The 25811-nt window shown below is 73.2% G+C and carries 15 protein-coding genes; 4 read left to right on the top strand and 11 right to left on the bottom strand.

Features of this window, described 5'->3' with window-relative positions; all coding sequences use genetic code 11:
• Positions 1-4 precede the first annotated feature (4 nt).
• The 4 genes from ppk2 to ACZ59A_RS26100 all read right to left on the bottom strand — a co-directional run bounded on the left by ppk2 (position 5) and on the right by ACZ59A_RS26100 (position 3406).
• Complete coding sequence (gene ppk2, locus ACZ59A_RS26085) at positions 5-919, bottom strand: polyphosphate kinase 2 (RefSeq protein WP_470962770.1); 915 nt, start codon at positions 917-919, stop codon at positions 5-7.
• A 17-nt stretch (positions 920-936) separates the two neighbouring features.
• Positions 937-1170, bottom strand: a complete 234-nt coding sequence (locus ACZ59A_RS26090; RefSeq protein ID WP_470962773.1) for a hypothetical protein — start codon at positions 1168-1170, stop codon at positions 937-939.
• 29 nt (positions 1171-1199) lie between these two features.
• A complete protein-coding gene (locus ACZ59A_RS26095) occupies positions 1200-2354 on the bottom strand; it encodes an inorganic phosphate transporter (RefSeq protein ID WP_470962776.1) in 1155 nt (384 codons plus the stop codon).
• A 98-nt stretch (positions 2355-2452) separates the two neighbouring features.
• Complete coding sequence (locus ACZ59A_RS26100; RefSeq protein ID WP_470962780.1) at positions 2453-3406, bottom strand: LysR family transcriptional regulator; 954 nt, start codon at positions 3404-3406, stop codon at positions 2453-2455.
• Between the two features lie 131 nt (positions 3407-3537).
• Here ACZ59A_RS26100 and ACZ59A_RS26105 point away from each other — a divergent pair, with 131 nt between their 5' ends.
• The 4 genes from ACZ59A_RS26105 to ACZ59A_RS26120 are packed head-to-tail and all read left to right on the top strand — an operon-like array spanning position 3538 to position 7359.
• On the top strand, positions 3538-4449 hold the full coding sequence (locus ACZ59A_RS26105) for an ABC transporter substrate-binding protein (protein WP_470962784.1): 912 nt from the start codon (positions 3538-3540) through the stop codon (positions 4447-4449).
• Entirely contained in the window at positions 4446-5396 is a 951-nt protein-coding gene (locus ACZ59A_RS26110) for an amino acid ABC transporter permease (protein ID WP_470962787.1), read from the top strand. The genes ACZ59A_RS26105 and ACZ59A_RS26110 overlap by 4 nt, the downstream gene beginning before the upstream one ends.
• Before the next feature lie 8 nt (positions 5397-5404).
• Positions 5405-6157, top strand: a complete 753-nt coding sequence (locus ACZ59A_RS26115; RefSeq protein WP_470962790.1) for an amino acid ABC transporter ATP-binding protein — start codon at positions 5405-5407, stop codon at positions 6155-6157.
• Between the two features lie 41 nt (positions 6158-6198).
• The gene (locus ACZ59A_RS26120) at positions 6199-7359 is read left to right on the top strand and encodes an NAD(P)/FAD-dependent oxidoreductase (RefSeq protein WP_470962793.1); all 1161 of its coding nucleotides are present in this window, start codon (positions 6199-6201) and stop codon (positions 7357-7359) included.
• Between the two features lie 5 nt (positions 7360-7364).
• Here the strand turns inward: ACZ59A_RS26120 and ACZ59A_RS26125 are convergent, their stop codons facing one another.
• The 7 genes from ACZ59A_RS26125 to ACZ59A_RS26155 all read right to left on the bottom strand — a co-directional run bounded on the left by ACZ59A_RS26125 (position 7365) and on the right by ACZ59A_RS26155 (position 25782).
• Complete coding sequence (locus tag ACZ59A_RS26125) at positions 7365-8075, bottom strand: DUF2470 domain-containing protein (protein WP_470962796.1); 711 nt, start codon at positions 8073-8075, stop codon at positions 7365-7367.
• Positions 8076-8138: 63 nt separating this feature from the next.
• A complete protein-coding gene (pip, locus tag ACZ59A_RS26130; protein ID WP_470962798.1) occupies positions 8139-9119 on the bottom strand; it encodes a prolyl aminopeptidase in 981 nt (326 codons plus the stop codon).
• A 71-nt stretch (positions 9120-9190) separates the two neighbouring features.
• A complete protein-coding gene (locus ACZ59A_RS26135; protein ID WP_470962801.1) occupies positions 9191-10420 on the bottom strand; it encodes a glycosyltransferase in 1230 nt (409 codons plus the stop codon).
• Positions 10421-10445: 25 nt separating this feature from the next.
• The gene (locus tag ACZ59A_RS26140) at positions 10446-11318 is read right to left on the bottom strand and encodes a TauD/TfdA dioxygenase family protein (protein WP_470962804.1); all 873 of its coding nucleotides are present in this window, start codon (positions 11316-11318) and stop codon (positions 10446-10448) included.
• Positions 11319-11369: 51 nt separating this feature from the next.
• Positions 11370-20600, bottom strand: coding sequence for an amino acid adenylation domain-containing protein (locus ACZ59A_RS26145; RefSeq protein WP_470962807.1), 9231 nt, complete (start codon positions 20598-20600; stop codon positions 11370-11372).
• On the bottom strand, positions 20600-24532 hold the full coding sequence (locus ACZ59A_RS26150) for a non-ribosomal peptide synthetase (RefSeq protein WP_470962810.1): 3933 nt from the start codon (positions 24530-24532) through the stop codon (positions 20600-20602). The genes ACZ59A_RS26145 and ACZ59A_RS26150 overlap by 1 nt, the downstream gene beginning before the upstream one ends.
• A gap of 152 nt (positions 24533-24684) precedes the next feature.
• Positions 24685-25782, bottom strand: coding sequence for a LacI family DNA-binding transcriptional regulator (locus tag ACZ59A_RS26155; protein ID WP_470962814.1), 1098 nt, complete (start codon positions 25780-25782; stop codon positions 24685-24687).
• Positions 25783-25811: the final 29 nt, after the last annotated feature.

Genomic DNA, 25811 nt, shown 5'->3' on the forward strand with positions numbered 1-25811 from the left:
GCGACTACCGCACCTCGTCGGTGTCGGCAGTGTCGTCTTCGCCTGCCTCCAGCAGACCCGCCGCCGCGCCCACGATGCGCGGATCGGTGGTGCCGACGACCTCCTCGTCCTTGCCGGTGTAGTCGAAACGGGCGAGCACGCTGCGCATGGCCTCGACCCGGGCCCGCTTCTTGTCGTTGCTCTTGACCACCGTCCAGGGCGCGTGATCGGTGTCCGTCTCGCGGAACATGGCGACCTTCGCGGCGGTGTAGTCGTCCCAGCGGTCCAGCGAGGCCAGGTCCATCGGGCTGAGCTTCCACTGCCGTACGGGGTCCACCTGGCGGATCGTGAAACGCGTGCGCTGCTCGCCCTGGGACACCGAGAACCAGAACTTCACCAGGTCCACGCCGTCGTCCACGAGCATCCGCTCGAACATCGGCGCCTGCCGCATGAAGCGCCGGTACTCGTCGTCCGAGCAGAAGCCCATGACCCGCTCCACACCGGCCCGGTTGTACCAGGACCGGTCGAGGAGCACGATCTCGCCCGCGGTCGGCAGATGCTCCACGTACCGCTGGAAATACCACTGACCGCGCTCGCGCTCGGTCGGCTTCTCCAGCGCGACGATGCGCGCGCCGCGCGGGTTGAGATGCTCGGTGAAGCGCTTGATCGTGCCGCCCTTGCCCGCCGCGTCCCGGCCCTCGAAGACGATGACGAGGCGGCGTCCGGTCTCCTTGAACCAGCTCTGCAGCTTCAGCAGTTCGATCTGCTGCAGCCGCTTGTGCCACTCGTACTCCGGGCGCTCCATGCGCTGCGCGTACGGATAGTTCTCCCGCCACGTGTCGACCGGGCTTCCGTCCGGCCGGATGAGCACGGGGTCGTCGTGGTCGCTGTAGTCGACCCGCAGGTCGGCCAGCTCGGACAGCAAGGGCGATGTCGTCATCCGGTCCTCCTTCCGCCTCAGTGGAACTGCGGCACGATCAGATAGATTCCGTACGCCACCACCGCGGCGCACGCCACGAAGCACAGTCCGGCCTGGGTGAGGCCGACGGTGGACCCGGTGCCGTTCCCCTCACGGGCCGCCTCGGCGCGGGCGAGGCCCAGGACGCCGAGGGCGAAGACGGTGACCATGGCGACGGTGACGCCGACACTCACCAGGGTGACCTGGCCGAGCGCGCTCCAGTCGAGATGCATCGTTTTCCACTCTCCGTGATTCGAAGGGCTCAGGCGGCCGTGCCGACCGCGGCCGGGGGCTCGGTGCGGAGGGTGACCTCGTGGGTGTCGTTGACGTTCCGCGCGTCCACCGGGTTCCGGCGCGAGAGGATCACGATGCCGGTGGCGAGGGCCGCGCCGACCAGGGCGACGACCGCCGCGCCGATGTTGCCGCCGTTCGTGACCACGCTCGCGGAGACGCCGCCGACGACCGCGGCGGCGGGCAGCGTGACCATCCAGGCGATGACCATGCGGCCCGCGACGCCCCAGCGCACCTCCGCCAGCCGTCGGCCAAGACCCGCGCCGAGGATGCTGCCGGAGGCCACCTGAGTGGTGGACAGGGCGAAGCCGAGGTGCGCGGAGGTGAGGATGACGGTGGTGGAGGCGGTCTCGGCGGCGAAGCCCTGCGGCGACTGGATCTCGGTGAGCCCCTTGCCCATGGTGCGGATGATCCGCCAGCCGCCCAGGTACGTGCCGAGGCCGATGGCGAGCCCCGCGGAGGCGATCACCCACAGCGGCGGACCGGCGTCATGGCCGAGCGCGCCCGTCGAGATCAGGGTCAGGGTGATGACGCCCATGGTCTTCTGCGCGTCGTTCGTGCCGTGCGCGAGGGAGACGAGCGAGGCCGAGGCGATCTGACCGACCCGGAAGCCCTTGGTCACCGACTTCTTGCGGGCGCGGTCGGTGAGCCGGTACGCGAGGTAGGTGGCCAGCAGCGCGGCGACACCGGCCACGACCGGCGAGGCCACCGCCGGGATCAGCACCTTCTCGATGACCTTGTCGAAGTGCACGCCATGGGCGCCCGCCCCGACCCACACGGCCCCGATCAGCCCGCCGAACAGGGCGTGCGACGAACTCGACGGCAGCCCGACCAGCCAGGTCAGCAGATTCCAGAGGATGGCTCCGACCAGCCCCGCGAAGATCATCCCTGGGGTGACCAGCGTGTCGTCGACGATGCCGCCGGAGATGGTCTTGGCGACCTCGGTGGACAGGAACGCACCGACGATGTTGAGCACTCCGCTCACCAGAACCGCAGTTCTGGGCGTGAGCGCGCCGGTCGCGATGGAGGTGGCCATCGCGTTGGCCGTGTCGTGGAATCCGTTGGTGAAGTCGAAAGCGAGGGCCGTGACGATGACGACCGCCACCAGGAAGGTGATGTGGTCCATTCCTGCATGCAAACAAGCTCAGGCCAATGCCCGGCGAACGCGTGGCAAAGGAAGTACAAGGACAGCGCGCGCAGATGGCGGGAAGGAGCCGGTCGGCTTCAGCCGGTGACCGTGGGGCACGCCCCGTCGCCCCGCTCGGGCAGCGCGGTCGCCGCGGTGTGCAGGAGGGCGAGGGCCTGAGGGAGGAACGGGTTGGGGTCGCTGGTGCGGCGGGTGGCGTAGACCCGGCGGGTGTGGGTGGGGTCGGTGAGCCGGACGAGGTGGGTGCCGGAAGCGTCGGGCGAGGCGGAGGTGTCCACGATGGCGAGTTCGGGTGCGATCGCCACCCCCAGGCCCTGCCGGACCAGCTCGTAGGGCAGGTTGTAGTCGTTCGTACGGAAGAGCACCTCGGGCAGGAAGCCACCGGCCGCGCAGATGTGGCGCAGACAGCGGGCGGCGTCGGTGTCCTCGTGGTAGCTGATCCAGCGCTCGTCCCGCAGATCGGCGAGGCGGATGTGCCGCCGTCCGGCGAGTGGGTGCCCGGCGGGGAGGAGAACGTAGAGCGGCTCTTCGCGTACCAGCGTGTGGTCGAGCCCTTCGGGCCAGCTGTGCGGCACCACGCCGTACTCGAAGATCACGGCGAGATCCAGCCGCCCCTCCACCACCGCGGGCACGGTGACCTGGGGGTCGCCCTCCTCGTAGCGGACGTCGACCTCGGGCCGGTCGCGGAGGAACCCCGTCAGCACCGTCGGCACCAGCCGGAATCCCGCGGACCAGAAGCTGCCCAGCCGCAGCCGCCCGCGCTCGGCGGCGGCGTAGGCGCGCATCTCGTTCTCCGTCGCCGACAGATCGGCCAGCAGCCGCCCCGCGCGCCGGGCGAGCTGGAGCCCGGCCGGGGTGGGGCGCACACTGCGCGGGGAGCGCTCGAAGAGCGCGACGCCCAGGGTGCGTTCGATGGTGGAGATCTGCTGGGAGACGGCGGAGGGCGTGTAGCCGAGGCGTTGGGCGGCCGAACGGAACGAGCCCGCGGCGACCACTTCGCATATCGCCTGCAGCTGCGGCGGGGTCAGCATCAAAGGAACTTAACACTCCGCGTGGAAACGTTCATTCTCCCTGTTCTTGCCCGGGCCACCGCCATACCGCAGATTGGGCGTCCACCAGCCCTGCGCCGGTCCCCTGACCAGCAGCCCAGAAGGGAGGCACCGTGCCCGGAAGGCAGGCGCGAGCCCGCGCCACCGCACTTCCCCTCGCGCTCGCGGCATTGTTCATGCCGACCGCGACGGCATGTGGCGGCACCACGACCGTCAACCAGTCCAAGGTGCCCGAGCAGCGCGTCGACCCCGCACTCCGTGCCCTGCTCCCGCAGGACATCCGCGACAAGGGGTCGCTCACTTCGGCTGTCGGCAACGACTACCCGCCGCTGTCCCTCCTGGACATCGACAACAAGACCGTCATCGGCGCCGAACCCGACCTCATCCGCGCGGTCGGCCAGGTCCTCGGCCTCCGTCTCCACCTGGTGCAGGCGAACTTCGACAGCATCATCGGCGGTGTCCGCTCCCACCGCTACGACGTGGCGATCCAGGCCATGCTCGACAAGAAGGAGCGCCAGTCGCAGGTCACGTTCGTCGACTACATGAAGACCAGCAGCTCGATCCTCGCCGCCGAAAAGGCCGCCGGGAAGATCCGCTCCCTCACCAGCCTCTGCGGCAGCCAGGTCGCCGTCGAGCAGGGCACCTCCCAGGTGGACGACGTGGCGGCGCAGGCGGAGAAGTGCGCCGCGGACGGCAAGCCCGAGCTGGAGAAACTGGTCTTCCCCGACTCCGTCGGCTGCTTCCAGGCCCTGTCCACGGGCCGCGCCGACGCGTTCGTCGGCGGCACCCCCACCGTCGTCTACCAGGCCGAGATGTCGCACGGCAGGTTCCGCACGGCCGGTGAGCCGTACCGCTTCCTGCCGTACGGAATCCTGATCAACAAGGAGGAGCGGACCTTGGTACGGGCTGTCCGCGGTGCCCTGCAGAAACTCATGGACAACGGCACCTACGCGAAGATCCTCAAGCAGTGGAACGTCACCTCCGGGGCCCTGAAGCGCGCCACGGTGAACGGGGGAGCGGCATGACCGAGACCCTCACCCGGACGGACTCCGGCGGCGCCGGTTCCGGCCACGCCGCGGAAACCCTGCGCGCCGTCCCCGTGCGCCGTCCCGGGCTGCGCGTCGCCGCGGTCGCCGTGACCTTCGTGCTGGTCTTCCTCCTGGAGGGCTGGATCACCAACCCCCGTATGCAGTGGGGGACCGTCGGGGAGTTCCTCTTCTCGCCGGTGATCATGGAGGGGCTGCGGACCACGCTGCTGCTGACCGCCCTCGCCATGGCGGTCGGCATCGTCGGCGGTGTCGTCCTCGCCGTCCTGCGGATGTCCGCCAACCCGATCCTGTCCCGGCTGAGCTGGGCCTACATCTGGCTCTTCCGCGGCACCCCGCTGCTGGTCCAGCTCCTCTTCTGGTACTTCCTGTCCGCGATCGTCCCCACCATCGGCCTCGGCATTCCCTGGGGACCGACGTTCGTGGAGGCCGAAACCAACGTCCTCATCACCCAGCTCACCGCCGCCGTCCTCGGCCTCGGGCTGCACGAGGCGGCGTACATGGCCGAGATCGTCCGCGCGGGCATCACCTCCGTCGACGACGGCCAGAGCGAGGCCGCCCAGGCGCTCGGCATGTCCCGCGGGCAGACCCTGCGCCGCATCGTGCTGCCGCAGGCGCTGCGCATCATCATCCCGCCCACCGGCAACCAGGCGATCTCCATGCTGAAGACCACGTCGCTGGTCTTCGCCATCGCCGTTCCTGAGCTGCTGACCTCCATCCAGGGCATCTACTCGCGCAACTTCCAGCAGGTGCCGCTGCTGGTCGTCGCCTGCTTCTGGTACCTCGTGGCCACCTCCGTACTCAACGTCGGCCAGTACTACCTGGAACGGCGCTTCGGCCGCGGCACCAGCCGCACCCTGCCGCCCACCCCGCTCCAGCGGCTGCGCGCCGCAGCCCGGAAACACCGTGAGGAGAGCGCACGTTGACTTCCGCCGTGATCAGAGCCGAGAGCGTGCACAAGAGCTTCGGCCGCACCGACGTCCTCAAGGGCATCGACCTGACCGTCGCCCCCGGCGAGGTGATGTGCCTGGTCGGCCCCTCCGGGTCCGGCAAGTCCACCTTCCTGCGCTGCATCAACCATCTGGAGACCATCGACCGGGGACGGCTGTACGTCCGAGGCGAACTCGTCGGCTACGAGGAGCGGGACGGCAGGCTCCACGAGCTGAGCGACAAGGCCGTCTCCCGGCGCCGCCGGGGCATCGGCATGGTCTTCCAGCGCTTCAACCTCTTTCCGCACATGACCGCGCTGGAAAACGTCATCGAGGCCCCCGTCCAAGTGGCCAAGGAGCCAAGGGACACGGCCCGGGAACGCGGCGCGGAACTGCTCGCCCGCGTCGGCCTCGCCGACAAGACGCACAGCTACCCCGCCCAGCTCTCCGGCGGGCAGCAGCAGCGGGTGGCCATCGCCCGGGCCCTGGCCATGCGGCCCGAACTGATGCTGTTCGACGAGCCCACTTCCGCGCTCGACCCCGAACTCGTCGGCGAGGTGCTGGAGGTGATGCGGGGGCTCGCCGAGGACGGCATGACCATGGTCGTCGTCACCCACGAGATGGGCTTCGCCCGCGAGGTCGGCGACTCGCTGGTGTTCATGGACGACGGCGCCGTCATCGAAACCGGACCGCCCGCGGACGTGCTGAGCGACCCGCGCCACGAACGCACCCGCGCGTTCCTCAGCAAGGTGCTCTGACCATCCAGGAACTCCCCCTGACCCCCACCGAAGGAGTCTCCATGACCCGTGCCCTCGTCATCGGCGCCGGAGTGATCGGCGCCGCCACCGCCCACCGCCTCGCCGAGGCAGGCGTCCATGTCACCGTGCTCGACGCCGGTGGCCGCACCCCGGGCACCTCCAGCGCCACCTTCTCCATCGACGTCACCCACCTGAAGACCCCCCACTCCTACTTCCTGCTCAACCAGCGCAGCGCCGCGCTCCACCGGGAACTGGCGGAGGAGTTCCACGCCCGCACCGGAGCCCCCGGCTGGCGCCACCCCGCACCGCTCGTCCAGTGGGGCCACACCGAGGAGGAACAGCGCACCCTCCGCGCGCGTGCCGAACGCCTCGCCGCATGGGGACATCCCTGCCGCACCGCCGACCCCGGCGAACTGCGCACGCTCGCACCCGCCGTCGCCCCCGCCTCCTGCCGCGCCCCCGAACTCGTCGTGCACTCCGACGCCACCTGGTACGACGCCCCCCTCCTCGCGCGCACCCTCCTCGACCGGGCCGCGGCCCTGGGCGCCGACATCCGCTACGACACCCCCGTCACCGCCCTGCTGCGGGACGGCGAACGGGTGTGCGGCGCCGAGGCGCGGGGACGACGCTTCGAGGCCGATCACGTCGTCAACTGCGCGGGCCCCGACGCCGGACGCATCGCCGAACTGGCCGGGATACGGCTGCCGCTGCGCCGGATCCCCGGCCTGGTGGGCGAGTCCGTCCCCCTCGCCGAGCCGCTGCGCGCCATCGTCGCCACCCCCGGCGTCGATCTGCGCCCCGCCCCGGGCAACCGGGTCTGCGCCATCTCCTGGCCGGTCGACGCCCTCCTCGACCCGACCCCGGCCACTCAGGTGCCGCCCGAAGCGGACCTCCTCGGCCGGTGCGCCGCGGTGCTGCCCGCCTTCCGCGCCCTGGGCGGCACCCGGATCGGTGTCCGCCCCGTCCCCGAAGACGGCCTTCCCCTGGTCGGCGCGCACCCCCACGCACCCGGCCTCTACACCATCGCCACCCACAGCGGCGTCACCCTCGCCCCGCTCCTCGCCGCCCTGGCCACCGAGGAACTCACCACCTCCACCCCCGAATCCACCCTCGCCCCCTACCGCCCCGACCGCGACACCTCACAGCCCATCCGCGACGAAAGCCTGGCCGTGATGAGCGGTCACCGGGCCGAAGCGGGCTGACGGCCCTACCGGCCCAGCAGGTTGCCCGTGTGGGAGAGGCGGCGCGCGGTGGTCAGGAGGGCGTGGATCTGCGGCCCGGCCTGGTTGATGTCGGTCACGGGCGTCTTGAACGGCAGCCGGACGTCGTGGTGGGTGCGGGGGTGTTCGAGGCGCAGGGTGATGCCGTAGCGGTCCATCGCCACGGGGAGGGCGCGCACCATGCCCTTCTCCGGGTGGGGGTGGACGAGGCGCAGCAGCAGCGGGACGAGTTCGCTGTGGTCGTCGACGAGGTGCGTCAGCATGCTCGCCTCAGTGGTCGCGATGGGGTCGAGGGGTGCTGCCTGCAGGGTCTGGAGGGTGACGTACGTGCGTCCCCGGTCGTCGTCCAGAACCGCCTGGCCGAACTCCAGGCAGGTGCTCTCCTTCGACTCCGCGTCGTACGGGGCGGCCAGCAGCCCGGTCACCGTGACCCGGGCGCGAAGGCGGTCGCGTACGGGCGTGGGGGCGATGTCGGTCAGCTCCAGCCGGACCGGAACGCGCATCGCCGTCTGGGCCCCGGGGGTGCCCTCGAACGGCGGGTGGAGGTGGAAGTGGCCCATCGCGCCCGTGCCGTCGAGACGGCGTACTTCGGTGTGGATCCCGTCGCTCACCACGGTCATCGAATGAGCGGCGGCCAGGATCGACCGGACGCGCTCGGCGGCGGTCGGGGTGGTGGCGCGAGCAGAGAAAGGACGCATCCGGAGGCTCCAGGCGCGGATAGGGGAACACCAAGCGGGCTACTTAGGTATGCCTAACCTAACTCACGAAGGGGGATTCGGGTAGTCGTTCCTTCCGAACCGGGCGATCGCCTCCACGATCGCGTCCCGCATCGCGGGACTGCCCGTGTGGCCCGAGTCGTCGATCACCTTCAGCTCCGCGTCCGGCCATGCCTTGGACAACTCCCACGCGGCCTTCAGCGGGCTGCCCAGGTCCAGTCGGCCGTGGATCAGCACCGCCGGGATCCCCGCCAACCGGTGTGCGTCACGGAGCAGTTGGCCGTCCTGCAGCCACACGTCGTTGGCGAAGTAGTGCGCGCAGATCCGGACGAAGGCCATCAGCGCGTCGTCGGATCTGTCGCTGTAGTAGCCCGGCTGGCCGAGCACCTCGTGGGCGATGACCGCGTCCTCCCAGGCGCACCAGTCCCGCGCCGCCTTGACCCGGACCGCCTCGTCCGGGCTGTTCAGCAGCCGGTCGTAGGCGGCCACGAGATCGCCGCCGCGGTCCGGCTCCGGCAGGGCGTCGCGGAACGCCTCCCAGGGGCCGGGCAGCAGCCGTCCGACGCCCCGGTAGAGCCAGTCGATCTCGTCCGGCCGGGTCATGGTGACGCCCGCGATGACGATCTCGGAGACCCGTTCGGGGTGGCGCTCCGCGTAGGCCAGGATCAGCGTCGACCCCCAGGAGCCGCCGTAGAGGAGCCAGCGCTCGATGCCCAGATGCTCGCGCAGGCGCTCCATGTCGGCGATGAGGTGGTGGGTGGTGTTGTGGGCGAGGCCGACGGCCGGGTCGGAGGCATGCGGTCGGCTCTCCCCGCAGCCGCGCTGGTCGAACAGGACGACCCGGTAGACCTCGGGGTCGAACATCGTGCGGCTGCCGCGGCGCCCTCCGCTGCCGGGGCCGCCGTGCACGCACAGCGCCGCCTTCCCCTCGGGGTTTCCGCTGGTCTCCCAGTAGATCTGGTTGCCGTCGCCGACATCGAGGAGCCCGTGCGCGTCCGGTTCGGTGGGCGGGAAGGGCAGGGCCATGGCGGTCTCCTCTGCAAGGCGCGGCGACAACCTCGCGAGGCTAGCCGAGGCCGCCCCTGTCCGCGCGGCGTTTACGCGGACATCGGCGGCCCTTCGTCGCCGACCGTGCCCAGCAGCAGCCTCGCGGCCACCACCGCCCCGTCGGTGCGGATCGTGCCGGACACGGCGGCCGCCCGGGCGCGGGTCCCGGGGGACAGTGCGGTCCTGAGCGCGGCGGACAGGGACGCGGTGGTCGGCGTCGGACCGTCGTGTGCCGCGCCGATGCCCAGGTCGGCCACCCGGCCCGCCCAGTACGGCTGGTCCACCATCTGGGGCACCACCACCTGAGGCGCGCCCGCCCGGGCGGCCGTCGTCGTGGTGCCCGCGCCGCCGTGGTGGACGACGGCGGCCACCCGGGCGAACAGGGCCTGCTGGTTGACCTCGCCGATGACGCAAGCGTCGTCCCGGTCGTCGACCGGTGCCAGACCGCCCCAGCCCCGGGACACCACGACGCGGCGGCCCTGCGCGCGGACCGCCGCCATGGCCACCCGGGCGACGTCCGCCGGGGCGCGCATGCTGCCGAAGCCCACGTATACCGGCGGTGTTCCGGCGTTCAGGAACGCCTCCAGCCCGGCCGGGAGCGGGCGTTCGTCCGGCAGGAACCACGCGCCGGTCTGCACGACGTCGAGGTCCGCCGTCCGCTGCCACGGACCCAGGACGGGGTCCGCCGCCAGCCATGGGCGGCTGGTGAACACATGGTCGCGTACGTTGCCCACCGGCGGCAGACCGATCGCCGCCCGCCGGGTGTTGAGCGCGACGCCGAACAACTCGTCTAGGTGCTCGGCGTCCAGGTCCCACCGCGCCCGGTTGTCGGCCACGTCCGGCGGGAACGGCAGGCCCGCCCGTGGCGGCGGGGGGTGGTGCGGCGACGGCAGGGCGACCGGCTGGTAGCTCGCGTACACATACCGGACGCCCAGCCGCTCGGCCACCGACCGGGCGGCGACCTGTGCCAGGCCCGCCGCCACCAGCGCGTCACACCCCTCGGCCGCGGCGGCGAGCGTGGCGAACTGCGCGGCGACCAGCTCCACCCGGCGTTGGGACAGGTCCGCCGCCGACGGCGGCGCCGCCCCGTGCATCAACGGGCGCACCGGCTCACCGACCGCCACCATCGGCACGCCGACACCGGCCAGCGCTTCCGCGAACTCCTCGTCCGGTGGCGCGCACACCCGCACCTCCGCGCCGAGCGCGCGCAGCCGCACCGCGAGTGCCACCATCGGTTCGACATCCCCGCGCGACCCGTACGCCGACAACAACACCCGCATCCGCGACTCCCCTCGCCGTAGCGGCTCAGCCCTTGAGCGGGCCGCCGTTGATCGCCACCCGGCGGCCGTAGCGGGTGTGCGGGTAGTAGTCGTAGACCGCGTGGTGCTGGACGCAGCGGTTGTCCCAGAACACCAGGGTGTCGGGCTCCCAGCGCACCCGGCAGAAGAGCAACGGGCGCTCCGCGACCACCTTGAAGAGCAGGTCCAGCAGGGCTCGGCTCTCGTCGGCCGACAGCTGCGGGATGCGCTCGGTGTAGGCGGGGTTGACGTACAGGACCCGGCGGTCGGTCTCCGGGTGCCGGACCACCAGCGGGTGTTCGGACACGGGGGCCACGTAGTCCGGCGGCAGGGTGTACCCCTTGAGCGACAGCCCGCCGTCGTGCACCGCGGTCAGCCCGTCCAGCATGCCGCGCAGCGCGGGGGAGAGCATGTCGTGGGCCAGGTACATGTTGGCGAACAGGGTGTCGCCCCCGCAGTCCGGCGCGGGCGTCCGGATGATGTGCAGCATCGAGCCGAGCGACGGCTCCGGGTCGGCGGTGCCGTCGGCGTGCCAGCCGTTGCCCGCCACGTTGCTCGCCTCGGCGCTGGTACGGATCTCCAGCACGTACGGATCGCCCTCCGGTGGCGGCGGGTTGACCGGGCGCGGTTCGCCGAAGTGGCGGGCGAACCGCTTGTGGTCCTCGACGGTGATGTCCTGGCGGCGGAAGACCAGAACGTGGTGGTCGAGGAAGGCCCGGCGGACCTCGGTCAGCTCTTCCTCGGTCAGCTCCCGGGTGAGGTCGAGGCCGGAGATCTCGGCACCGATGATCGGGGTGATCGGCGTGACCTCGATGGTCCGGTACTCGGCCCGTGGGCGGGTGGTGATCCGCTCGATGGCGTCGAGTTCGTACGTTTCCATGGCTCTCCCTGCTGGTCGCGGCGGATGGTGAGGGGGCGGGGTGCCGGTCCGTCAGTGCCGGGCGGCCACCTCGCGGTGGACGGCGTTGACCGCGGTCGTCACCGCGGCCACCTGGGGCGGACGGACCAGGCCGTAGTGGGTGGTGTCCACCTCCGCCCAGTCGGTCGGCGCGGTCAGGTGGGCCCGCCACAGCGCGCGCTGCTCCGCGGGCGAGCCCAGCGGCGGCAGGCCCGGCACCGGGAGCCGGGCCAGCCACACCCGGGCCGGGGTGGCGGCCAGCAGCGGCAGCCGGTGGTCGGCCATGGCACGGAGGTTGGCCACGCAAGCCCGGGTGAGCCGTTCGGCGTACTCCCGGGCCGCCTCGCCGTCCCGGCCGCTGCCGCCGAGTCCCAGCTCGTGCGCGAAGAGGGTCTGCAACTCGCCCTCGCCGTACGACTGGTGGATCGGTCCGGAGCCGGGCGGCGGCGGGTCCAGCAGATGGAGCGTGTCCACGGGCCGCCCGGCCGCTTCCGCTTCGGCGGCCATGCCGACGGCAACCCAGGCGCCGAACGACCACCCGGCCAGCTGCCGGTGCCAGCCGGCGGCCGGGAAGCGTGCCTCCAGCGCCGCGTGGTAGTGGCGGCCCCGCTCGGCAAGGGTCCACTCCGGGCCGTCGGGCCGGCGCAGCGCCGGGTCGGCGATCAATGCCACGGTCAGCCGTGGATCGAGGCCCGCGACCAGGGCGCGGTACGCCTGGAGGTCCCCGCCGACCGGGTGCACCAGGCACAGCACCTCCGTACCGGTGCCCTGCTGCCACACTTCGAGCGCGACCTGCGATCCCGCCGTGCCACTGGCCATGTCACCGGCTGTGCCATCGGCCGTGTCACCGGCTGTGGACACCTCGGAGCGGGCCCGGTCCAGCAGGGTCAGCACCTCGGCCAGCGACACCTGGTGACTCAGCTCGGCCAGATCGATTTCCACGTCGAAATGGCGCTTCATCTCGCCGATGAGGTCCAGCAGGGTCAGCGAGTCGGCGCCCAGGCCGTAGAGCGAGGCAGCCGGGTCGAGGGTGTCCAGCCCCAGCCACTCGCACAGCCAGTCGCCCAGCAGCACGGCCGGTTCGCTCCCGCCCTCCGCGCGAGCAGGCGGCGAACCTGCCTCGACCGGCACACCGGCAGGCTCCGGCGCGGGCCCGGCGTAGAAGGCGCGGGATGCCGTCAGTTCGGTGGTGGAGACCAGCACCTGCGGCAGTTGCGCGGCCAGCGCCCGGGTGAAGGTCCGGCGGCCCTCCTCCACCGTCAGCCCGACCGCCAGATGGGCCTGGTGGCGGACGTCCGCGGCCGGACCGCGCAGCGCCATCCCGGCCTCCCGCCACACGTCCCAGCCGATGGCCAGCCGCAGCGTCGTGCCACCGTCGTCCGGCCCGGACGGCTCATGGTGGGCGAAGGCGTCCAGCACCCCGGCCGCCGCCGCGTAGTCGAGCTGGCCGACCCCGCCCAGCGTCCCGGCCATGGAGGAGCAGAAGACGGCCAACCGCGGCCGGAACCGCTCGACCAGGCGCTCCACCAGCAGCGCGCCGTGCAGCTTGGCGAGCGAACCGGCGCGCGCCACCGCGGGGTCGCGGCGCGCGATCAGCCCTCCCGCTCCGGTACCGGCCGCGTGCACCACGGAGTCCAGCCGCCCGGTACGGCCGGCGACGAGCACGGCGAGCCGGTCCGGGGCGTGGGCGGTCAAGTCGGCGTCGACCAGCTCGATCCGGTCGGCCCACGGCGCCAGCGCGTCCGGCAGTTCCGGCCGCCGGGCCAGCAGCAGCACCCGGCCCGCGGTCCGCTCCAGCAGCCACCCGGCGATGGTGGCGCCGATGCCACCGGTGCCGCCCAGCACCAGGTGGACCGTATCCGCCGCGGTCGGCACCACGGGGTGATCGACGGGCGGCGCCGGTACCGGCACCGTGTCCTGCCGCCACCAGTAGCCGTGGCGCAGCGCCAGGTGCGCGGGCAGGTGCTCGTCGGCGGCCAGCAGCGCCGCGAGCGGCGCCGCCCAGCCGGTCGGCGCGGCGGCCGGGAGGTCGACCCAGTGCCCGGCGGTGGCGCCCTCCTGCGGCGCCACCTCGGTGACCCCGGCCAGCAGCGCCAACTCGGGCCGGTCCACCGGGCCGTCCACCGGCCGGGCCCGGTACGACAGCCACACCGGGCGCGGCGTGAGCCCCGTCCGTCCGGCCGCCGCCCGGATCAGCGCGGCCGGAGCGTCCAGGCAGGCCCGGCGGGCCCGGTCCAGCCGGTCGGCGTCGACCGGGCCGGTCACGCTCAGCGGCAGCGCGTGCAGCCAGTCCACCGCGCCCAGGTCGCCCAGGGCGTCCAGCAGCGCGCCGAGCGAGGCCGGGTCCGCCGGGTCCACCCGGTACGCGTCGTCGTCGAGCCGGGCGAACCGGTCCGCGGCCGCCACCAGCACCACCCGTGGACGGACCGAGCGCAGCGCCCGTACCTCCTCCGGGTCGGCCGGGCCGTCCGTGACCAGGACCAGCGGGCGGGAGGCGGCCGCCGGGGCGGCGGCGGCCGCCCGGCGGAACCGGACCCAGTGCGGCTGGTGCAGCCACTGCCCCTCGGCCAGCCGGACCGGCCATGTGGTGCCGCTCGGGGGCGGCGGCTCGGCCGCCGCCCGCTCGATGCCGTACTCCGCCCGGGCGAAGGACGGCGGCGGGAAGTCCCACGGCGCCTGCGCCGGACCCGTCGGCCATCCGATCCGCTTCCCGGCGAGCCAGTCGGCCACCAGTCGCGGCGCGCCACGGTCCGCCGCCGGGACCTGCCCGGCGCCCGGCCGCACCTCGGTGCCGGTGGCGGTACGCAGCCACCGCACCGCCGACGCCGGGTCCGGGCAGACCGCCGCCATCCGCCAGCGGCGGGCGGGCCGGCCCGCCTGGAGGTGCCGCAGCACCTCCGGGTACGCCTCCGGGCGCTCCGCGAGGTAGGCGGTGATCCGGTCCGCGTCGGCGCGCAGCGCCGCCTCGCTGGAGGCGGAGAGCAGCAGGCAGGGCGGCGGCGCGTCGACCGGCCGTCCCGGCTCGCCCGCTTCGAGCACCGCGTGCGCGTTGGCGCCCCCGATGCCGAAGCTGCTGACCGCCGCCACCCGCGGCCGGCCGTCCGGCCAGGGCAGCGCCTCGGCCGGTACGTAGAACGGCGTCGGATCGGGGCCCAGCTGCGGGTTGAGGGCGCGGAAGTCCAGCGTGGGCGGGATCAGGCCGTGGTGGACGCACAGCGCCGCCCGGACCAGCCCCACCACCCCGGCCGCCGCGCCCAGGTGGCCGATCTGGCTCTTGACCGAGCTGAGCGCGGTACGGCCCGACTCGGGCACCTCGAACGCCTGGCGCAGCGCACCGACTTCGACCGGATCGCCGAGCCGGGTGCCGGTGCCGTGCGCCTCGACGTAGCCGAGGTCGGCGCCGGTACGTCCGCCGCGCCGCAGGGCCGTACGGATCACCTCACGCTGGCCAGCGAGCGAGGGGGCGCCGTAACCGAGCTTGTCCGAACCGTCGTTGTTCACCGCCGACCCGGTGACCAGCGCGTACACCGTGTCCCCGGCCTCGCGGGCCAGCCGCAGCGGCTTGAGCACCAGCATGCCGACCCCGCTGGAGCCGACGGTGCCGGTGGCGTCGTCGCTGAACGGCCGGCAGTGGCCGTCCACCGAGAAGATGTGCTGCGGCTTGTAGCGGTAGCCGTCGCTCAGCCCGGTGTCCACCAGCACCCCGCCCGCCAGCATCACCTCGGCGTCGCCCTGCCGCAGCAGCCCGGCGGCCACGTGCACCGCGAAGAGCGAACTGGCGCACGCCGCCTGGACGGTGAACGCGGGGCCGGTCAGGTTCAGGTGGTAGGCGGCCTTGGTGGCCAGGAAGTCCTTCTCGTGGTGGAGCGCGAGCTGAAAACCGTCCGGCAACTTCTCCGGGTCGGTCTGCCGCAGCATGGTCTGGAAGTAGGTGTTCTCGCCCGCACCGGCCACCAGCCCGACCCGCAGCGCCGAGGTGTCGGCGATACCGGCGTGCGCCAGCGCCTCCACGCAGGTCATCAGCGTGTGCCGCTGCTGCGGATCCATCAGCCGGGCCTCCTGCCGACTGATGCCGAAGTGCTCCGGGTCGAAGCCGAGCAGCCCGTCCATCTGGCTGCGCGCCCCCACAAGGCCGTCCGGGGCGTCGAAGTACTCGATGCCACGACCGCCGCTCCGGATCAGCTCCCAGAAGGCCCGCAGGTCCGGGGCACCGGCCACCCGCACCGCCATCCCGACCACCGCGATCGGCTCCTGGTCCGCCACCTGGGCTGGTCGCGCCGTGCGGGCCGGGCCCGGCTCCGTACCGTCCACGAAGCGGGCCAGCGCACGTACCGTCACATGCTCGAACAGGTCCGCTATGCCGAAACTCAGCCCGAGCGCGGTGGTGCACCGCAGATGGAAACGCATCAGCGCCAGGCTGGACGCCCCGGCTTCGAAGAACGTCTGGTCCGGGCCGATGGGCGCACCGGTCACCGTCCGATACGCGGCGGACAGCTCGGCCTCCCGCTCCGAAAGCCGCTCCCCACCGTCCGGGGCGCGCCGCAGCTCCGCTCCCGGGGCGCGCGGTGCCGCCCGGCGGTCCAGCTTGCCGCTCGGGGTGCGCGGCAGCGCCTCCAGACGACGGAACCGGTCGATCCGCACATGCGGCGGGAGCAGCGGCACCAGATGGCCGTCCAGCTCCCGGGCCGAAGGCGTGTCGCCACGGCACTCCAGACAGGCCGTCAGCCCGCCACCTTCCGGGACCACCACCGCGCCCACCACCCTCGGGTGGCGCAGCAGCGCCGCCTCCACCTGGCCCAGCTCCAGCCGGTGGCCGCTCAGCTTGATCTGCTGGTCGTCCCGGCCGTGGTGGTGCAGCAGCCCGTCGTGGCCGAAGGCGGCGCGGTCGCCGCTGCGGTAGAACAGGCCCCGCTCTCCCGGCAGTTCGGTGAAACGCTCCCGGTTGAGCGTGCCATCGCCCAGATAGCAGCGCGACACCATGGTGCCGCCGATCAGCAGATCGCCCACGCACCCCGGAGGCAGCGGCTCGCCCGCCGGGTCCACCACCCGCAGCAGCGCCCCGGCCACCGGGGTGCCGATGGCGGGGCGCTCCGGCCACCGGGCCGGGTCGCCCGTCAGGCACAGGGCGCTGACCACGTGTGTCTCGGTCGGCCCGTAGTGGTTGAACAACCGGGCCCCCGGCAGCCCGGCGAACCAGCGGCGGATGGCGTCGGTGCACACCAGCTGCTCGCCCGCGGTGACCACCTCGCGCAGCCGTGACGGATAGCGGCCCAGGTGGACGGCGTGTTCGGCGAGCAGTTGCAGCGCCACGTACGGCATGAAGACGCGCTCCACACCGGCCGACTCCAGCTGGTCGAGCAGCGCCGGTGCGTCCTGCCGCCAGCCGGGGCGTATCAGGTGCAGACAGCCGCCACCGCACAGGGTGGTGAAGATTTCCTGGAACGAGACGTCGAACGACAGCATGGAGTACTGCTGGGTCACGGCCGGTGCGCCGAGACCGCCCTCGGCCGCCTGCCAGTGCAGCAGGTTGGCCAGCGTGTGGTCGAAGACCTGGACACCCTTGGGCACACCGGTCGAGCCGGAGGTGAACAGGGTGTACAGCGGACGTCCGGCATGCGGCGGCGGCGGTACGGCGCTCGTCCCGGATTCCGCCAGGGTGACCGTGCGGCGCGCCGTGCCGCCCGGGTCCACCGCGTCGAACGCCGCCCCGCCGCCCGGCGCGAGAAGCACGCACACCGGGTCGGCCCGGCGCAGGATCTGCCGCAGCAGCTCGGCCGGGTAGGCCGGGTCGAGCGGCACCGCGGTCCAGTTGAGCCGGGCGAGCGCCAGCAGCGCCACCACGTGCTCGGCCGACGGCTCCATGTACAGCGCCACCTGCCGCTGCCGCCCGTCACCGGCCGCCAGGGGGTGACCGGCCCGCAGCTCCCCGGCGAGCGCCGCCGCCCACCGCTCCAGCCGTGCGTAGCCGACCGGGCCGTCCGCGGTCATCAGGGCGGGCGCGTCCGGGGTACGGGCGACCTGGGCGGCGAAGCCCTCGGCCACCGTGGTCCAGCCGCCGTACGGATCGGCGCCGCGCCCGAACTCCGGCAGCCCGCGCCGGTACGGGGCCGCCAGCCCGGCGGGCGTACCGGACCGGCCGGTGGCGAGCGCGTCCAGCCCGGTGCGGAACAGCCGGTCCATGGCCTCGACCTCGGCGGCGGTGAAGTGGTCGGCCGCGTACTCCCACAGGCAGTCGAAGCCGTCCGGGTGTTCCACCAGCGAGACGGTCAGCGGCACCTTGGCCTCGGCCGGTGCCCGCCACACCGGCCGGGCGGTGATCCCGGGCAGCTCCAGCGCGCCGAAGTCGGTGTTCTCCAGCACGAACAGCACATCGAATGGACTACGCCCGGCCGGGTGGCCACGGTCGTCCAGCACATCGGCGAGCGACACGTCCTGCCATTCCAGGGTTTCGCGCACCGCCGCGCCCAGCCGCAGCAGTTCGGCGCGCAGCTCGCCGCGCGGCGCCACCGCCACGGGCAGCGGCACGGTGTTGGCGAACATCCCGACACTCGCCTCGAACTCCTGCACAGGACGGCCACTGACCGGCGTGGCGATCCGCGGCCGGGTCCGGCCGGTGACCGCGTACAGGCTCCAGGCGAACACCCCCAGCAGCAACTCGAAGCGGCTCAGCTCCAGTTCGCCGCAGAGCCGGTCCACCGCGGCACGGCGGTCCGGGTCCAGCGCGGTGTGCAACAGGCGGCCCTCGGGGAAGGGCCGGTCACGGACCGGCCGCAGCGGTTCGTCCGGCTCCTCCTCGGCGGACCACCGCTCGCGCAGCCCGGCGCGGAGCGCCCCGTACCCGTCCCCGGCGAACCAGTCGGCCTGCCAGGCGGCGTGGTCCAGCGGGGTGGGCGCCGCGGACACCTCCGGCGGCGCGGTGGTGTCCGGCGCCCGCAGGGCCCGGGCGTAGCAGTCCGACAGGTCGCGGAAGAGCACGGTCAACGACCAGCCGTCCACCGCGATGTGGTGCAGCCGCAGCAGCAGCGTGCCGCCGCCTCCGCCCGCGCGCGGCAGCCAGCACGCGGCCAGCATCCGGGGGCGCGCCAGATCGTGCGGCTCGGCGAAGAACCGCTCGGCGAAGGCGGACGCGACGTCGTCACGGTCGGCAGTGGCCTCCCCATCAGCGAGCGCCGCGGCCTCCGGCTCGGTCCACGGGTCGTACGGCTCGCCCACCACCTGCAGCAGACCGTCCGGCGACGACGCGAACCCGGTGCGCAGCGCCGGATGCCGGGCCACCAGGCCGCACAGGGCCCGGCGCAGCGCGGCCGGATCCACTGGGCCGCCCAGCCGGAGTTCCTGGCCCACCGTGTAGCCACGGGAGGCGGGGAAGCGCTGCTGGTGCAGCCACAGTCGCTGCTGCTCGCTGGTGGCCGGGCCACGGGTGGCCCCGGACGGCGGGCCGGGCACCGGGTAGCGCGATGCGGCTCCGGCATCTGAACCGGCCCGGTCGACCGCCTCGGCGATACCGGCGAAGTCGGCGTGCAACACCTCCGCCTGACCCAGCTCGTACCCCCAGCGGCGGCGGATCTCGAACCGCAGCCGCAGGGCGCGCAGCGAGTCGCCCCCGCTGGAGATCCACCGGTCTGCGGGGCGCAGCCCCGAGGTGCCGAGCACCGCCTCGGCCAGCTCCAGCACCTCGCCCTGCCGGGCGGTCACCTCGGCGGCCGGGCCCGGGTCGGCGGAGCGCTGCCATGGGGCGTCCGCACGGCGTAACAGCGCGGCCCGGTCCACCTTGCCGTTTCCGGTCAGCGGCAGCGCGTCCACCCGGTACACCCGGTGCGGCCGCATGTAGGCCGGTACGGCGGACGTCAGGTGCCGGTCGAACTCCCCGAAATCCAGCTCCGGCCCGGCCACCAGATAGGCCAGCAGCTCGTGCCCGGCGGTCTCCTGATGCTCCCGGGCGCACACGTACGCCTGCCGGATGGCGGGGTGCGCCGCGATCCGCCGTTCCACCTCGGCCGGTTCGATCCGGAAGCCGCGCACCTTCACCTGCCGGTCCGCCCGGCCCAGATACCCGATCACCCCGTCGGCGTCGGCCCGCACCAGGTCGCCGGTGCGGTAGTAGCGCTCCCGGCCGCCGTCGTACCAGGGCAGCCGGACGAACTGCCGGGCGGTCTCCTCGGGCAGATTGCGGTAGCCGGTCGCCACGCCCGGCCCGGACAGCAGCAGTTCGGCCACTTCGCCCGGTGCGGCGACGCGTTCGGCGCCCGGCACCACCAGCAGCGTCCCGGTGTCCGGCAGCGGGCGGCCGATCGGCACCACGTCCGCGTCGAAGTCGCGGGGGATCGGGTGAACGAGCGAGAAGGTGCACACCTCGGTGGGGCCGTAGATGTTGTGCAGCACCGTGGCGCCGCCGGGATGGTGCCGGTACCAGCGCCGCACCACGGCCGGGTTGAGCTGCTCGCCGCCGACCAGCACCTGCCGGGCACCCGCGAAGCAGGAGGGCACGGTGTCCACCACGGCCTGGAAGAGCGCGGTGGTGACGAACAGCGTATCGATCCGCTCCCGCAGCAGTGCGGTGGCGAGCCGGTGCGGCGACTGCACGTCCTCGTCCCGCAGCACGACGCAAGCGCCGCCGGTCAGCAGCGGTGTCCACATCTCGAAGTTGATGGCGTCGAAGGCCGGGTTGGACAGGCAGGAGAACCGGGTCCCCGGCTCCAGCGGCAGCCAGCCCGGCCGTGCCATCCGCATCACACCGGCCTCCGGCAGCTCCACACCCTTCGGGCGGCCGGTGGTGCCCGAGGTGTAGAGGACCAGCCCGGCGGGCCGCTCCGGGAACGTGTCCACCGACGCGGCCCCGTCCGCCAGGGCCTCCAGCAGCCGGGCCGCCGGAAGCGGGCGCACGGAATCCGGGATGTCCTGCGGTGGCGTGGCGCCGTGCACGAGTACGACGCTGCCCGAGTCGCGCAGGATGTGCGCCTGCCGCTCCGGCGGGCTCTGGGCGTCCAGCGGTACGACGCGGGCGCCCAGCCGCAGCGCGCCGAGCACCACCACGACCAGCTGCCACGAGCGCGGCAGGCCGACCGCGACCGCGTCGCCGGGGCGCACCCCGTGGCCGCGCAGCGCCGCGGCCACCCGGGCGCCCGCGGTGTCCAGCGCCGCGTAGCCGAACCGGCGGTCCCGGTCCACCAGCGCGAGGGCGTCGGGGGTGAGCCGCGACTGGAGGTGGACACCGTGTGCCAGACCCGTCGCCACCATGGCCGGGGTGTCGGTCGAGTTCGTCATCAGCGCTCCCGTGCCACGGACGGTTCGGCCGGGCGGGGTGGCTGCGCGGCGTCCGGCCGGTCCAGTTCCGCCACGATCACCTCGGCCACCGCCGACACCTGCGCTCCCTCCAGCAGCTCCCAGTGGCCGCAGTCGAGCGGCACGACCGCGAGCCCCGCTTCGGCCCGCCGCCGCCAGAACTCGCGGGTCGGGTGCGGGCCGGACGCCCCCGGGCCGTCCGCCGCCGCCTCGATCAGGGTCAGCCGGGCGGTGGTCGGCCGCGGCTGGTGGTCGCGGGCGGTCATCCGGCTGTGGTTGTAGGTGTCGTAGTACCGGGTGAGCTGGTCGGCTTCGATGCCCGGGTACATGCCGTTGAACCGCACCAGCTTCTCGGCGAACTCCTCGTACGCCACCGGCTCGATCGCCGCCCGCTCGGCCGGGTCGTCGGTGGCCTGGGTGTCGAGCAGCACCACGCTCGGCCGGGAGTGCCCGGCCAGCGCCAGCCGTCGGCCCATCTCGTGCGCGATCAGGCCGCCGTAGGACAGCCCGCACAGCACCAGTGACTCACCGGGGCGGGCGTCGATCAGCTCCACGTACGCCTCCGCCATCGCCTCGACCGTGGGAAGCCGCCGCTCATCCGGGTTGAGGCCCGGGGCCTGGATGCCCCACACCCCGATGTCCTCGGGGAGCGCACCGGTCAGCGGCAGATAGCAGAAGGCCGTACCACCGGCCGGATGGACGCAGATCAGCCTCCGCCGTCCGGCCCCGGCCCGGAACTCGACGAGGTTCGTCCCCGGCGGCCCGGAGGCGCCCCGGCGCAGCCGTTCGGCGAGCGCCTCGATGGTCGGATGCCGGATCACCTCGCGGATCTGCAGCGTCTCGCCGAACTCCGCGCCGATCGCGTGGGCCATCTTGATGGCCGAGATCGAGGTGCCGCCGACGTCGAAGAAGTTGTCCGCTATGCCGATGCCGGGGTGGAGCAGCAGCCGGGACCAGATCCGGTGCAGCGCCATCTCCACATGGTCGCGTGGCGTGGCGGTGTTGACCTGTGCCGGTAGCGCCGCCCGCGCCCGCTCCAGCAGGGCCGCCCGGTCCAGCTTGCCGCTGCGGCCCAGCGGCAGGCCGGGCAGCTCCACGAAGACCGCGGGGATCATGTAGTCCGGCAGCCGCTCGGCCAGCGCCGCCCGCCACTCGTGCGGTTGCCGGGACGGCGCTTCGCCGCGTCCGATGCCCGCCACGAGCCGTGGCTCACCGGCCGGGTCGAGGTCGGCCAGTACGGCGGCCTCCCGCACCCCCGGCAGCGCCAGCAGCGCCGCCTCGACCTCGCCCGGCTCGATGCGGAAGCCGCGCAGCTTGACCTGGTCGTCGCGGCGGCCGGCGTATTCGGCGGTGCCGTCCGGCAGTCGGCGGGCCAGATCGCCGGTGCGGTAGATCCTGCCGCCCGTGACGAACGGATCGCCGAGGAACCGCTCGGCGGTCAGCTCCGGCCGGTGGAGGTATCCGCGGGCCACGCTGGCCCCGCCGATGTACATCTCGCCCACCACACCGGGCGGCACCGGCCGCATCCGCTCGTCCAGCAGATACAGCCGGGTGCCGGGCAGCGGCCGCCCGATCGGACACGGCCGGTCCACCGGCCGCGGGTCGGTGTAGGCGGTGCTGTACAGCGTGGTCTCGGTCGGTCCGTAGCCGAAGCAGACCCGCAGCCCGGGCAGGGCCGACGCCATGCGGTGCAGTGCCGCCTCCGGCAGCGACTCCACCCCGGTCAGCAACTGGCGTAGCGCCAGCCCGGCCGTCCGGCCCGCCGGGTCCTCGTCGATCCACCGTACGTAGGCGGGCGGCAGGAAGCCCTGCACCACCCGGTGTTCGCCCAGCCAGCGCATCAGCGCGGCCGGGTCGCCGCGTATCACCTCGGGCACCAGGTGCACTTCGGCGCCCGTGGTGAGGGGCAGCAGCAGCTCGTGTACGGAGGCGTCGAAACCGATGCTGGACCACGCCGACGTCGCCTCGCCCGGCGTGGCGCCGAACCGGGCCAGCCACTGGTCGAGGAGGTTGAGCACATTGCCACGGGTCACCGCGACACCCTTGGGGCGCCCGGTGGAGCCGGAGGTGTAGATGACGTAGGCCAGATGCGAGGGCGGGACGGCGGTGCCCGGTGTGCTGTCCCGCTCGCCCTCGGCTTCGACGGCCGTCAGCGCGTGCCAGCCATCGGGCGCGCCCCGCTGGTCGGTGAGCACCAGGGCCGGGCGGGCGTCGGCCACCATCGCGGCCAGCCGTTCGGCCGGTTGCCCCGGGTCGAGGGGGAGCCAGCCCGCACCGGCCTTGAGGATGCCGAGCACACCGACCACCAGCTCGGCCGACCGGCCGGAGTGCAGCGCGACCACCTGGTCCGGGCGCACTCCGCGGGCGGTCAGGGCGTGCGCCAGCCGGTTGGCCCGCCGGTCGAGGCCGTCGTAGGTCAGCCGGCGGTCGCCGTCCACCACGGCGGTGGCCGCCGGGGCGGACCGGACTCGCGCCTCGAACCGTTCGACCAGCCCCTCCGTCTGTGCCGGAGTGCCGGTGGCGTCCCAGTCGGCCAGCAGCGCGGCGGTCTCCGCCTCGTCCAGCAGCGTGTACTCGGCGACCGGCCGCGCGGGGTCCCGGGCCAGCTGCTCCAGCACCCGGACCAGGTAGCGCAGATGGCGCTCGACGGTCTCGCGGTCGAAGAGCGCGGTGGCGTAGTCCAGATCGCCGACGATCCGCCCGTCCGCCTCCTCCAGCGCGAGCACCAGGTCGAACTTGGCCGGGGCGTACGGCATCGGCAGCAGCCGTACCGTCATCCCCGGCAGTTCCATCACGTCCTCCATGGGCGGGACCCAGGCGAGCATGGTCTGGAACAGCGGCGTGTGCGCGGCGCTGCGCGGCGGGTTGACCAGCTCCACGACCCGCTCGAAGGGCAGGTCGACGTTGCTCACCCCGGCCCGGACCGTGGCCCGTACCTGCCGCAGCAGTTCCGAGCCGGTCGGGGAACCCGCCAACTCCACCCGCAGGGCGAGGGTGTTGACGACGAAGCCCATGATGCCGCCGACATCGCCGCGGCGGCGGTTGGCGGTGGGGGTGCCCACCACCACGTCCTGCTGCCCGGACAGCCGGGACAGCACGATCGACCAGCCGGTCAGCAGGGTGGAGAAGAGCGACCCCTGATGCCGCTCGGTGACGGCCTTGAGCGCCGTGGTCAGCTCCGGACCGATCTCAAGGTGTACGCGGTCGCCGGAGTGGTCCTGTTCGGCCGGTCGGGGCCGGTCGGTCGGCAGTTCCAGCAGCGGCGGAGCGTCGGCCAGCTTCCCGGCCCAGTACTCCTCCTGCGCGGCGGGCTCCGCACCGGCCATCCACTGCCGCTGCCAGCGGGTGAAGTCGGTGTACTGCCAGCGGGCCGGTGGCAGCGGGTCCGGCTCGCCGCGCAGCAGGGCGGCGTAGAGCGCGCCGGTCTCGCGCAGCATCATGCTGCGGGACCAGCCGTCGAACATCGCGTGATGCACGGTCAGCACGAGCACATGGTGGTCCGGGCCGATCACCACCAGCCTGCCGCGGGCCAGTGGTTCGGCGGCCATGTCGAACGGTACGACGGTCTCCCGGTGCAGCAGTCCGGCCAGCCGGTCCTCGGCGTCCGGGCGGCCGGTCAGGTCGTCCACCGCCAGCGCGAAGCCGGTGTCCTCAGGGTCGACCTGCTGGTACGCATCGCCCCGGTACGGCACCAGCCGCGTCCGTAACGCCTCATGCCGGGCCGTCAGGGCGTCCAGCGCCCGGCCCAGCACCGTACGGTCCAGCGGCCCGCGCAGCCGGAAGGCCATCGGCTCGTTGTACGCGGCACTCGCACCCTCCCGCTGGGACAGCGCCCACAGCCGACGCTGCCCGAAGGAGAGCGGCGGAAGCGTGGCCGCGTCGGCCGGAGAGGCGGAGCCGGACAACGATGTCATCGACAAGAGCTGCTCTTTCCACTCATGAAGCCGGAACCTGACGAGGGATTTTTCGACAGCATGGATCACGATGTCAATGGTTGTCCGGATCACCGCCGATGCGGGTGCCCCGAGAAGTCTAGGGAGATCCCGGGAACCCGCTGGCCTGCGAATCAGCCCTGGACGGGAGGGGCAGTGCTCTGCCGGACGACGAGCTGCGGGGTGGGGGCCTGCACGGAGCGGGGGGTGGGGCGTTCGGCCATGACGCGGAGCAGTTCGGTGGCCGTGAACGTGCCGAGTGCGAACGTGTCGCGAGTGAGCGCGGTGAGCGAGGGATGCGCCATGGTGGTGAGAACGGAGTCGTCGAAGGACACCACGGAGACCTCACCGGGGACCGGTATGCCCATCTCGGTGGCCACGCCGAGTCCGGCCACCGCCATGACGTCGTTGTCGTAGACGACCGCCGTGTAGCGGGGGTCGGCCTCGAGGAGGCGCCGGGTCGCCGACGCGCCCTGGGCGTCGGAGTAGTCGGTGGCGATGGACGTCACCTCGATGCCCGTGGCGTCGCGCACGTCCTCGATGGCCCGCAGGCGGCGCTGGGTGTGCTGGTAGGCCACCGTGCCGCTGACGTGGCCGATGCGCCGGTGTCCGAGGGCGGTCAGATGGCTCAGGATGCTGACCGTGGCGGCGTGGTCGTCCACCCAGACGCTGGTCAGCGGCAGGGGATTTCCGTGGCTTCCCAGCACCACCGCGGGGATGCCCAGATCGGCGACGAGCTGGGGCCGGACGTCGTCGACCGCGAGGTCGAGCAGGACGAGGCCGTCCACGCGGTGCTCGGCCGCCCAGCGCCGGTAGACCGTCACCTGGGTCTCGGTGTCCTCCACGATGAGTAACTGCGTGGCGATGCCCCGGTTGGACAGGCAGGATTGCAGGCCGGAGAGGAACTGGGCGAAGAAGGGCTCGACGCCGAGCGTGCGCGCGGGACGGGCGATGACGATGCCGACCACGTCGTTGGCCGCGCCCTTGAGCGCACGGGCGGCCAGGTGCGGGCGCCAGTTGAGTTCGTTCGCGACATCGAGGATGCGCTTGCGGGTCGCCTCGCTCAGCCCGGGGCGGCCGTTGACGGCGATGGACACCGCCGCCACGGAGACGCCGGCGAGCCGTGCGATGTCGGTGCTGCGCAGCCGGGCGGGCGATTCCTCGGCGGGCGGGCGACCGCCGGAGCCCGAGTCCGCCCCCGCTCCTGACGAGGCATGCTTCTTCGGTGGCATCGGCCCTCCATCGTGACCCACGTCGACTT

The organism is Streptomyces sp. NPDC040405 (genome assembly GCF_055595765.1).